Origin of the sequence: Bacillus sp. F19 (assembly GCA_023823795.1) — a bacterium.
Classification (GTDB): Bacteria; Bacillota; Bacilli; order Bacillales; family Bacillaceae; genus Bacillus_P.
Map to the genome: position 1 here is coordinate 3,143,858 of CP085710.1, position 11,749 is coordinate 3,155,606.

12 protein-coding genes and 1 pseudogene are annotated in these 11,749 nt (G+C 35.4%); 2 read left to right on the plus strand and 11 right to left on the minus strand.

What is annotated here, in order from left to right; genetic code table 11:
• The first annotated feature begins 107 nt into the window (after window positions 1-107).
• Window positions 108-365 carry a hypothetical protein gene (locus tag LIT25_15930; protein ID USK32103.1) on the plus strand — a complete coding sequence of 86 codons (258 nt, stop codon included), beginning with the start codon at window positions 108-110 and terminating at the stop codon, window positions 363-365.
• 596 nt (window positions 366-961) lie between these two features.
• Here LIT25_15930 and LIT25_15935 read toward each other — a convergent pair.
• A pseudogene (locus LIT25_15935) lies at window positions 962-1,168 on the minus strand (sporulation protein YtfJ).
• A gap of 425 nt (window positions 1,169-1,593) precedes the next feature.
• Entirely contained in the window at window positions 1,594-2,154 is a 561-nt protein-coding gene (locus tag LIT25_15940; protein USK32104.1) for a cupin domain-containing protein, read from the minus strand.
• A gap of 316 nt (window positions 2,155-2,470) precedes the next feature.
• Here LIT25_15940 and LIT25_15945 point away from each other — a divergent pair, with 316 nt between their 5' ends.
• Window positions 2,471-3,343, plus strand: a complete 873-nt coding sequence (locus tag LIT25_15945; protein USK32105.1) for a recombinase family protein — start codon at window positions 2,471-2,473, stop codon at window positions 3,341-3,343.
• A gap of 371 nt (window positions 3,344-3,714) precedes the next feature.
• Here the strand turns inward: LIT25_15945 and LIT25_15950 are convergent, their stop codons facing one another.
• The 9 genes from LIT25_15950 to LIT25_15990 all read right to left on the minus strand — a co-directional run bounded on the left by LIT25_15950 (window position 3,715) and on the right by LIT25_15990 (window position 11,663).
• On the minus strand, window positions 3,715-5,010 hold the full coding sequence (locus tag LIT25_15950) for a neutral/alkaline non-lysosomal ceramidase N-terminal domain-containing protein (GenBank protein ID USK32106.1): 1,296 nt from the start codon (window positions 5,008-5,010) through the stop codon (window positions 3,715-3,717).
• A gap of 16 nt (window positions 5,011-5,026) precedes the next feature.
• Window positions 5,027-5,884 (minus strand): PTS system mannose/fructose/sorbose family transporter subunit IID, encoded by an 858-nt coding sequence (locus LIT25_15955; GenBank protein ID USK32107.1) that lies wholly within the window; start codon window positions 5,882-5,884, stop codon window positions 5,027-5,029.
• Window positions 5,884-6,660, minus strand: coding sequence for a PTS sugar transporter subunit IIC (locus LIT25_15960; GenBank protein ID USK32108.1), 777 nt, complete (start codon window positions 6,658-6,660; stop codon window positions 5,884-5,886). Before LIT25_15960 ends, LIT25_15955 begins: the two co-directional genes overlap by 1 nt.
• Window positions 6,661-6,678: 18 nt before the next feature.
• Window positions 6,679-7,155: a PTS sugar transporter subunit IIB gene (locus LIT25_15965; GenBank protein USK32109.1), complete on the minus strand. Its 477-nt coding sequence runs from the start codon at window positions 7,153-7,155 to the stop codon at window positions 6,679-6,681.
• Between the two features lie 14 nt (window positions 7,156-7,169).
• Window positions 7,170-7,598, minus strand: a complete 429-nt coding sequence (locus tag LIT25_15970; protein USK32110.1) for a hypothetical protein — start codon at window positions 7,596-7,598, stop codon at window positions 7,170-7,172.
• A gap of 79 nt (window positions 7,599-7,677) precedes the next feature.
• Window positions 7,678-8,397, minus strand: coding sequence for a chitin disaccharide deacetylase (gene chbG / locus LIT25_15975; GenBank protein USK32111.1), 720 nt, complete (start codon window positions 8,395-8,397; stop codon window positions 7,678-7,680).
• Window positions 8,385-9,374: an ROK family protein gene (locus LIT25_15980; GenBank protein USK32112.1), complete on the minus strand. Its 990-nt coding sequence runs from the start codon at window positions 9,372-9,374 to the stop codon at window positions 8,385-8,387. The genes chbG and LIT25_15980 overlap by 13 nt, the downstream gene beginning before the upstream one ends.
• Window positions 9,371-10,816 carry an APC family permease gene (locus LIT25_15985; GenBank protein USK32113.1) on the minus strand — a complete coding sequence of 482 codons (1,446 nt, stop codon included), beginning with the start codon at window positions 10,814-10,816 and terminating at the stop codon, window positions 9,371-9,373. The genes LIT25_15980 and LIT25_15985 overlap by 4 nt, the downstream gene beginning before the upstream one ends.
• A 133-nt stretch (window positions 10,817-10,949) precedes the next feature.
• Entirely contained in the window at window positions 10,950-11,663 is a 714-nt protein-coding gene (locus tag LIT25_15990; GenBank protein USK32114.1) for a GntR family transcriptional regulator, read from the minus strand.
• Window positions 11,664-11,749 lie beyond the last annotated feature (86 nt).

An 11,749-nucleotide genomic window follows, 5' to 3' on the forward strand; every position in this document is an offset into this window, starting at 1 on the left:
ACAAAAATTTACTTTATCTCCAAAAGATATAACACATATTATCTTTCACATTGGGAAGTTTAAGTAAAGATTTACAATTAAAAATAAAATAAGGAAGGTGTATTACCATGAATAAAAAATGGTTCCACTTGCTTACAAGTGTATTTTTCTCTGCTTTAATATTAGCGGGATGTAATGTTGGAGATAATCAGGATCAGGATCCTGCACCTCCAGAGGAAGAACAAAATAATGATACAGAAGGTGTACCGGGTGTTGATGAAAATGACACTATCAACAAGGATGATGAAGAAGATGCCGAATCAGATCCAGAGGATCCAATAGAAGACCCAGAAGATATGAACGATAAAGATAGGCAAGACGACTAACAAATCACTTAAATAGGAAAGAGTCCTCAATGAGGACTTTTTTAGGTTTTTTATACCAACTTCATTGCGTTTGCTTAATGCTATAATCAAGCCTAATATAGCTTTCCCCTTTGCAAATAATCACTTGCTATGTGAATAGAGATACAATTTATAACCCCGGCTAAAAATCGAAAATAAACGCGATTTTCAATCTTTTTAACACAATATAAAAAACTTTTTATTAAGAACAGGAAGCCTATAGCTATCAACTTAAGGAATAATTTGTTATGTAAATTACATATAAATATTTCCGAACGATCAGAGTAGTGTCGAAAAGGGTATTGAACACCTTTTGGAAATAGCTAAAATTAAAAACAGTCATTTCTAAATAAGTATAGAGCCTTGGTTAGGTTCGACAAGCATAAGGGGAGCCAGCAGGAGGTTGTGTTCATTTACTTTTTTGACGATCTCTAGTCCCGGGCACAGGAGCTAGAGACCTGTCTAACTTCAGAAAGATATAATTTCTGATAGGGTAAAAAATGTTAAACCTTCTCAGAGTAAAAGTTAACGTCTTTCACTTACGAATTCTAAATCCTGCTTTGGTCCATTATAACCTTTCAGATTGAGCTTTGATTCTGTTGATTCTGACTGCTATTGTCATCGCCTTTCTTATTGAACATCTGCTGAATCTTATCTACTGCTTGAGGAGCAAGATCGAGTATCTTTTCATATAAATGCGTGCTTTCATCAAGATGAAGCATTTTCACCTCATTGGAATTCACAATTAAGAAGGCAATGGGGGTAATGGAAACACCGCCTCCGCTTATTGCTCTTTCTCTATATGCCTACACGCATACGTGGTGGGCTCTGCCCCCACACCCGCCAAATGTAGCATCACTCCTTTTTAAAAGGACTATGGCCACATTTATAAAAACTAAAAACACCGATCCGATTATTCGGACGGTGTTTCTGCAATAACCTATCACTTTATGGGAAATTAGAAATAACTTTAATTTCTCAACAGACCGAGTCATTACCCTTGGTCTGTTTCCCTATTTAAAATGAGTTTTTCCTTAAATCCATTTCCTATTCTGGTCAAAAAGTAAAAGACACATTCCTAAAGGAAAGCGCCCGTTAATTGAATAACAAACATATAATATAATTACAAAATAGTTCTCTAATTTCATAAGAACAATTCTAATAATATATTTTTGCAAACACGTTCTTCTTTTTATTATTCACAGTAGTTTTATTCAGCTGCCATGGCATCGGATTTTGTTACATGTACAGTACCGTGTGGATGTTGTGGAGGTGCATATATCGAGTAAATTTTTAACGGGATATTACCTGTATTAGTTACATTGTGCCATGTTCCAGCAGGTATCATTATTGCCGAATCATCATAGACATTTCTTTCAAAGTTTAAATCATCTTTACTCTTGCCCATTTGAACAATCCCCTGGCCTTGTTCAATACGTAAGAATTGATCAACGTTAGGATGCATTTCCAAACCGATATCTTCGCCAACATTGAGACTCATTAAAGTAACTTGTAAATGTGTTCCTGTCCATAAAGCAGTACGATAGGTATTGTTTTGCTTCGTTGCTTCATTGATATTAACGACAAATGATTTTGGTCCATAATCTGTTAAAAAAATTCTTCCATCACCGTTGTAAGAGTGAAAAGAATCAAATCTGTTTGCATGCTCTATCTCATTAGGAAAAGTCCAGTAAACAGATTGTCTTTCATAGTTATACGTTGGTACATTAATATAATAAGGATATGGATTCATATAAGGAACATAATACATTATTCTCAATCCCTTCACAGTATATAAATTATCCTATTCACTTGTTAAGGAAATGTATTTAGATTCAAGATGACTTATTGAAAAAAAGCTTTCTTAGCCCAAAACACTTTACTCCATTAAATGGCCCGTTTATGGAGTTAAGCAAGTAAAGGGGGATTTCAATTTTCTTATCAAAAACGAATGTATTTGATAAACTTTACTTTCGAAAATTTTAACCTGCAAAATCCTTATTCATTCGTTATCAAAACTATTATCAAAAACAAGTTAACAATAACACCCTTTAATGATAAGATTATCGCTAAGAAAAGGGGAGAGTATGATGCAATACACTTATGGATATGCAAGAGTTAGTACCAAGCAACAAGATTTGATTCGACAACTGGATTTGTTAAGCGAATACAACTGTACCGAAATATTAACAGAAAAAATGTCAGGTACAAAAACGAACAGACCAGAACTTATTCGATTAAAGGATAAAGTTAGACCCGGAGATTCAATTGTTGTAGAAAGTTTTTCAAGATTAGGCCGAAGTACAAAAGATTTGATAGAGTTAGTTGAGTATTTTGAAAGTAAAAATGTTAAATTGATTAGCATAAAAGAGAATTTTGATACGAATACTCCACAAGGTAAACTTATGCTTACTGTATTTCAAGCATTTAGCCAATTCGAAAGGGATCTAATTGCTCAACGGACAAAAGAGGGGTTAGAGAGTGCAAGAGCCAGAGGAAGAAATGGCGGACGTCCAAAAGTGAAAGAAAAACAGATAAATAAAGCTTTAAATCTTTATCACTCTAAGGAATACAGTATTAGCGAGATTGTGGAAATGACCGGAATAAGTCAAGCAACATTGTATCGTTACATAGGAACAACACGGCAAAGCAAAGAGAAACAATCTCCTATTGATCTAGAAAACACTGCAAAAATAAGAATGGGGCTGCGAATCGAAAATAACAATAAATTTGTAGGTGGCAAAGGGAAGGTAAGAGAAAGTATCGAACAATTCCTAAAACATCATTATAAAATGGAGATCATTGCAAACGAGTATATAATCTACGTCCCCTATACAACTATCGATGCGTTAAAAAAGGCAGTGTATGATATTCTCGGTGAATTGGATAGTGAGGCTGATATGAGGAATTGTTTTATTGAGGCAGATGTTTATTGCGATGAATTAGGACTTACATGGTAATTTCAATGGGTTTGTTTTGCTTTTTCCTATTGTCATTTCTTTTCTATTCCTTATTAAACAATTAAATTACTTTTTTTGGAAATTATCCTGCGGACTAGAGCAGCTACCCTGTCACTAGGCCATATACACTGGCTTGTGAAAACGAAACATAATGCCAACTATATGAAGTGAACAAACGCCAATCCCTTACGGTTGAAGGGATTGGCGTTTGTTCATTTTTTTTCGTTTATGCAGAATTTTATACATCGTTGATGAATCAACGTTTTCGATTTCTTCAGAATACTATTTCATGGACGCTTTTTATAAAAAATTTGATCATTTTCTGTTTGTGTTGTTAAACAATCGCGCCATTAATGGAGTAAAACACTCACCTACACTTGGTCCATCATATAGAGTATAGTGTCTTTTATTTTTTCTGAGGATCCTTTTTCTAATAACGTCATATATGCCTCATAGCTGTCACTCGCATAGTAGCCTTCTGGGACTATATATCCTATGTAGTCGTTAGTGTTACCAGCTATGAATACTGGTACTCCATTGTAGTTATTAGTTATTTCTGTTCCAGTTTCATTAAATATTTCTCCAGGTATTGATACGAATAAGATCTCACCCAGCTTTAATACTTGTATTTCGGTAGAAATGGTTAACGAGTTTTCTAACACTCCTGATTTCTTGATTAATGCAGAAACACCTTCAATCTCTGATTCTATCTTTCTTAAATAGGCACAGTTGTTTCCAGCTGTTACCCTTTGGATTTTATGTTTTTGTTTAAGTTCGTGCAATTTATGTTGCAGTTGCGCAGAATCTTCTATGTTGTGAAGGGCCAAATCTACTTTCTCTATTTTAGAAGTTACGGTATCAACCTTGATTTGTTTTTTGTGAGTTAATAATTCCAATATCGCTGCAGATAATACTGTTCCTACCCTTCTTACTTCATAAAAACTTGCCTCTTTTCTTGTAAAACGTGTACTAATATCACCTGACGGACCATTTATAAATAATGCAATTTCTACATTATTTTCATTTTCTAAATTAGAGCTAGTTACTCCAGGGAAATCAGCACTAATTAGAAGGTTGTCTCTATTCATTATCGTTGGATGGCATGCAAAGTGATACACTATAACCTTTTTGTTCGTGCTGCAATATTCAAATTCTATTACTTTTAAAATTGAGGAATATTCTATTTCAGCTGATATCCTATTAGCAGCAATGCCGCTGGCTTCCCCCTCACAAATACTAACTTTGCATTCTTCTAAATTTTCCAATGCTAGTTTAACAGCATCAACAATCTTTTTATGTTGTTCATTTACAAGTATTCTATCGTATGGCATCCATAAATCAGGAAATGCTCTCCAGATGGGAGATGTTTCATGAATAGTCCCCCCCGGACCAGAATGAGTATGCGTAGCGTGAAGAAAGATACATTCTTTTAAAACATTTGTTTGGTCTGAAATTTTTTTGCGAAGTTCGACTGTATAGTTTTGATCTATACAAATCAAATCTAAGCTAACCAGAATTATAAAAGTCTGTTGAGATCTGATTGCAATAATTCGTGCATTAATTGGGTCATGAATTCCCTTAGATTGTCTTGTAGCCATATAACCTGCTAAAAGCTTACTTTCAGTAGGTGTGATATCAACTTTAGCTGATCCACAATAAATATTCATTTGATCACCTTATTCATTATAAAATACCAATCCATTTACCCAATACACAAAAAATAATCATTCCCATTAAAATTTTGATTGCACTAAAACCTTTCTTAATTAATAGGAAACTAATAACTGTAATAGCTAAGGGAAGTAAGCTAGGTAAAATCCCATCAAAGATTTCCTGGAACTTTATTTCTGTACCTCCCACTTTTAGTACATAAGGAGTGGCTAATTGTACAAGTTGCGGGATTAAACCACCAATGACTACAATCCCTAACATCGTTGCCATTGCAGTATATCTTTGAACAATTCCTGATTTTCCGGCTTCAGCTAAAAAGTTTACGCCTTTTTCATATCCTATTTTAATACCGTACCATTTAAGTGGAATATTAACTACGTTAAATAGAATAAGAGCAAGAATTGGCCCGAAGATATTTCCATCTTTAGCAAAGGCGGCTCCTATGCTCATTGCAATAGGCATCCAAGTAAGCCACAAAATACTGTCTCCCAGTCCTGCTAGAGGTCCCATTAACCCAACCTTAATGCCCGATACACCTTGGCCAGCGCCATTTCCACCCTTTTCTTCCATAGCAGCAGTCATTCCTAAAATGGGTGCTGCCATTGTAGTGTGGGTATTAAAAAACTCTAGGTGTCTTTTCAAGGCTATTTCTCTCTCATCTTTGGTTTTATAGAGCTTTTCTATGGCCGGTTTTATAGTAAATGCAAATGCTAACGCTTGCATTCTTTCGTAATTCCATGAAACCTGAAATAATTGCAATCTCCAGAACATACTTCTAAGTATTTTTTTATCAATTTTAGTTTCAACATTTTTTTGCACTATTAAATTTTCATTGGCTTCAGCAAAATTATCTTTCGCAACTTCACTCATTATTCAAGACCCCCTCCAGTAGGTGTTTCTACCGAACCACTATCTATAGATTGGTTTACAAAACGGTCATAAAGGACTGCTACGACAACTCCAACTAGTGCTATACCTATTGTAGGAACTTTAAGATAAGCTGCTAAAAAGAATCCTATAATAAGGAATACCCACATTTCTTTGTTGAGCATTAACGATAGGAGCATTGCAAAACCTAAGGCTGGCAGCACCCCACCTGCTAATCCCAAACCATCTAAGATAACTTGAGGTATATGTGAGAATAAATCTTCTACGTACTTTGCTCCTAATAACACGGCTAAAAATACTGGAATAGCCCGCGTAAGTACTACAAAAGGAATACCCAATAGATGATACCGCTGTATTTTATCAAGATCACCATCAAGCGCAGCTTTATCAGCCTTATGCATAAGAGTGATGGTACCTGTTCTGAATAAAATATCCAGTTGTTGACTTGCTACAGCAACTGGAACTGCAATTGCTATGCCTGCGACTGCACCTTCACCTGATAAAATTCCTATTGCTGTTCCAATAATAGAACCTGCCACTACATCAGGCGGAACATAAGCTCCTACACTTACAACACCAAGCCACATTAATTCTAAACTCCCTGCAATAATCAATCCTTGAACCGGATCGCCTAAAATTACTCCTACCCCCGTTCCGGCTACTAGTGGACGCCAAAGGGAAAGTTGAGGTCCGAACAAATCTAAAGTACAGATTGCAGCCCAGATTGCCACAAGTATTGCTGGAACTAACATTTCCATAGATCAAACTCCTTTTTATTAAATGAAATTTTTGATTTGATCATAATCTTTCTTTGGTGAACTGGGTACCATTTGTAAATCGATCTTTATACCGTGGCCTACTAATCTATTAAACGCTTCAATGTCTTCTTCTGTGACAAAAACTGATTCTGTTATTTTTCTCTTTCCGTTTGTAAATTTCATTCCTCCAACATTTAGCGAGGAGATTCTTACCCCCTCTCCCACTATAGATAGTACATCATGGGGGTTGGTCAGAATTAGCATCGTTCTCTTTTTGAAACCTTTTTTATAAGCTTCGGTAAAATCTTTTTTTGTTAAGAGAACTGCATTCACTCCTACCGGTGCAGCCATTTTTATCACTGATGTTTGAATTGGATCATTTACCAATGTGTCACTAATTACGGCTATTTGTTCGACATCAAAATTTCTTACCCAAGTCGTCGCTACTTGGCCATGAATTAAACGGTCATCTATTCTGACAAAAACAATTCCCATTTTGTATTCCTCCCTTAATTAAGCGATTGTGAATCTTCTGTTAAAATATTGGTTCTAATTGTTTGAATCCCTTCTTTACCAACCGTCTCTAACTCTTTAGCTAATGTATCAGGATTTTCAGTAGAAGAAGAATAGAATTGAACTAACATAGGTAAATTCATCCCAGTTATAAGAATAATTCTGTCAGGATAAGATTCTGCCAAAAACACCGATGCATTACTCGGTGTACCCCCAAATAAATCGCTTACAATAAAAACGTGCAAACAATCGCTTAACTGCTGAATATTTTCTTCAATAAGTTCTCTGATATTAGAAAGACCCATACCAGGTTCGAGACTAATTGTTACTGTATTAGATCGAGGTCCCATAATCATCTCTACCGAAGATAATAGACCTTTTGAAAGTCCACCATGGCTAACTAAAATTAATCCAAAAGAGTTCAATATCGTAACCTCCCCACTCGGTTTAAAACATATAATTGTAGAAATGGAAAAGTACTGCATGTAGACAGTATCATTACCATCAGAGCTCCTTGTAAGATCTTAACTGGATCCTAGCTTTTTGAATGGCAGTTATTGTCAAGGGATCAGTTAATATATCTAATTCCTTTATTCTTTGTATGCTATAAGAACTGTGATTTAAAAGTTGTTGATCAACAAAACCAGGATGACACATCATTTCTAAAGGGATCACACTTGCACTCTCAAAAATATCCAATAAAGTTTCATAAGAAGCATTATCATCATGAAATTTAGAAGAAAATTCTAGAGTGTTTATCGATTTATCTTCATTATTTAATCGACGTATTCGTAGCTGATACTCTTCAGCCAAAACTTTTACAATCGAAGAAACCGGTTCTGTTCCGTGTAAATTATGATGAGTATCTAAGTGAGTAGGGATCAATCCAAGAGTGTAAAATTCGTTAATTTGTGCCCTAAGTTCTTTTTCAATATCAAGTACATTAGTTTTGTTTAAAACATCTTTCTTGCTATGGAAATATCCCTTTTGATTGACTAGTGATGGAACATTTAGATGAATAGGTTTACCTGCCGTTAGGTTGAGGTGAACTCCAACACCCAAAGAAGGATATTTTTTTGCTAGGCTTGAGGCATGTTTCGCTGCCGGCATGTTCACCATAAGCGTTGTTGATGTAACAATTCCATTTACATGTGCATCAATAATTCCGTAATTTACTCCTTTTGAAAGACCAAAGTCATCAGCATTTACTATTAAAAATGGCATAATGAGTTTCTCTCCGCACTAGAAGGGAGATTTTTGGCTAAATGCCATGCTCCCCATAAACCGCTCTGTCCGTTAAGTGCAGCCAATTTAAGATCCAGATGACCCCTGTGAATTTTGAACAAGCGTTGATTCATTTCATTTTCTATTAATGGAATTAATAGTTTTGACTGATTATTCATAATTCCGCCTCCTAAAATTATGGCGTCAGGGTTGAAAATCTGTATTATATTTGCCAAACCAATACCTAAATATCGGCAAGTTTGTTGGATGATCGAAAAACAGGCTTGATCTCCCAACCTAACGGCCTCAAAAACCATTTCAGCAGTAACCGAATTCTTACCGGCAAGTTCTAATAATACTTGAGATTGCTCTTGAATCAATAATTGCTCCCCTTTTTTTGAAATAGATGTTCCAGAAGCCAAAGCTTCTAGACAACCAAAATTCCCACAGGAGCATGGTGGTCCGTCTGGTGATACCGTCATATGACCAATTTCGCCCGCAAGATCTTGTTTTCCATAATATAGTTTTTCATCTATAATGATTGCACCTCCAATACCTGTACTGACTGTCAAATATATTTGATTCTTATAGCCTTTTCCTGCTCCATAAATCGCTTCTGCAATACCAGCAGCGTTAGCGTCATCATCTATGATTATTGGAATATCATTGAGACTTTTTCTTAGTTCTTCCACAATCTTAAAATTGGACCACTTTAAATTTCCTGTGAAATGAATAACTCCATTTTGTCGATTTAACGGACCCGGAACACTTATACCGACCGAGTTTAATCTTCCATATTTATGGTCCGTTTCAGCTATTAATGAATCGAATTCTTTCATAAGAATATCTATCAGCATTTGTGGTGATTCTATAGTTTTAGACATCAACTGACGTGTGCCAATAATTTTTTCATTAGTGGCTATTCCAATTAGGGTTTTAGTTCCTCCAATATCCACTATTCCATACAAACCACTCATTTTATCACCTTTTCTACAATTTTTTCTGAACCATCTGAACTAATAATTTTACTAACATCCTGTACAAGGTTTTGCGTTTTTCTTTTTAGGACTAATCCTAAAATAAAACCAACTAGGATATAGACCAAAACTAGTATCAATACCAAATTATATGGCCAGGCCGGAAACGGAAAAATGGAGCCATAGATCGGCAATAACATAACAAGAGCACCAATTATTGGGGCTATACCGTGTGACCACAAGCTAAATTCGTTCCGATGGTTTTTTCTAATAAACATGATTAATGAAATAGAAGCAAGCACATAAAGAAGTAAAATGGGCAAAGTTGCAAACGATCCCAGCATCCCATACCCAACAGGGTAAGGACCAAATATAAAGCCCATTAGTAGTACTATTATAGTTGCCAAGATACCAACAGCATTAATTGCATGGACGGGGGTTGCGTATTTCTTATGGGTAATACCCAATTTGCTAGGAAATACTTTTTCTCTTCCCATAGCATATATTACTCGAACTGCGGCATTGTTTAATGCAAGGCTTATGGCAAAAGCACTCACAATTCCTGCAATTGCAACAGCAATTCTTAACCAGTCCCCTATGTAAGTTGCAGCTAAATAATCCATAGCCAGTACTGATTTAGCAAACTCATCCCCATTATGTGAACCAAATCCAATTGACATTGCATAGGTTACAATGATATAAAAAATCCCCATACCTACTACTGAACCCCAAATAGCTCTTGGGATATTTTTTTTAGGGTCAGAAGTTTCTTCCGCCACGGTAGCTACCGACTCAAAACCCATAAAAGTCATCATTGCAAAAATCATTCCAAAAAAGATGCCAGACCAACCGCTTGGGGATCCCTCAGCTGTCATGACTTCAAAAGTGTGACCGTCAGCTCCTCCCTGAAGGATAATAGCAAATACTACTATTAGGATAATTAGCATTTCCGCACCCACAAAATACAAGTCAGCTTTCATAGAACTACTAATTCCCCTAGTTGATAAATACCAAATAATCACAATGAAAAATATTGAAAATAAACTCCAATGAATATCGATACCAAAATGTTGAGTTATTATCTGCGAACTAAAAAATGATGCCACCAAGATGTTTTGGGGATAAAACACAAAATAACCACTCATTAGCAACCAACCAGATAAGAATCCCATTGTTTGACCGAGACCAGCAGAATTATAGGCAAAAAAGGATCCAGCGTGCGTTATCCGTTTAGCAAATTGCACAATTGTATTAGCTACAAAAAGCGAACCAATTAGAGCGATGAAATATACCAAGGGGACAGATGATCCTGCAGATTGAGCAACTACCTGTGGAACGAACATCATACCCGCTGCAGGTGCCATTATAGCTATGGACATAGCTATCGCTCCAGATAAACTAATAGCGTTTTTCTTAAGATTATTGGAAATTATTAAAACCACCTCCAGAAAAAATATTTATACCAATTTTAAATTGGTATTAACCAATTTACATAAATTTTATATTTGTCTGATATTTTTGTCAATTTAATTTTTAAAAAATACGGATCCCTTATTTTGGATCCGTAGTCATAGTCTAGCTATAAATTTCAGTATCTATTTCATATCTGTCTCCCCTATATACTGAATGAGCAACCTCGAAAATTTCGTTATTTTGATCAAAGGTTATCTGTTTAAAATGAAAGACGGGTACAGAGTAGTTTATTTCAAGTAATTCTGATTCCTGAGGAGTCGGCATTCTTACCTCGATTTTTTGTTGAGCCTTTGTAATCTTTATACTGTATTCATCCTCTAAGATTCGATATAGCGATTCGTTCTCGAAGTTTCTACTTTCAAGATTATTAAACTTTTCAATCGGCAGCATTATTGTTTCAATTGCTAAAGGATACAGATCTGCCAATCTTAAACGCTTCAGCATAAGAAGTTTTCCCTCAGATTTTAAATCAGCAATCATGTTTGCAGGAGGTTCTACAATTATTGTTTTCTCTAGAACCTTGGATCCGGGCAACAGCCCTCGCGCGCGCATGTCTTCACTAAAGCTCTTTAAACGCCTACCTTGTGGAATTTTAAGTTCAGCTACATATGTCCCGCTGCCGTGTCGTCTTATGAGAATATATTCATTGACCAATTCTGAAATAGCTTGCCTCACCGTCATACGACTCATTTCGAATAATTCTGCAAGTTCTCTTTCAGGTGGTAACACATCACCCGGTTTCAACTCCCCTCTTTCAATTTTTTGTATAATTTCCTTTTTCAGTTGTTTATATAAAGGGGTTTTTTTATTGTTCATTTTTCACATTCCTTTTATTTAAGATTATTCTATTGACATTATAAACATATTTTTATAATAATTAAAGAGAATTGGTATATATCAAT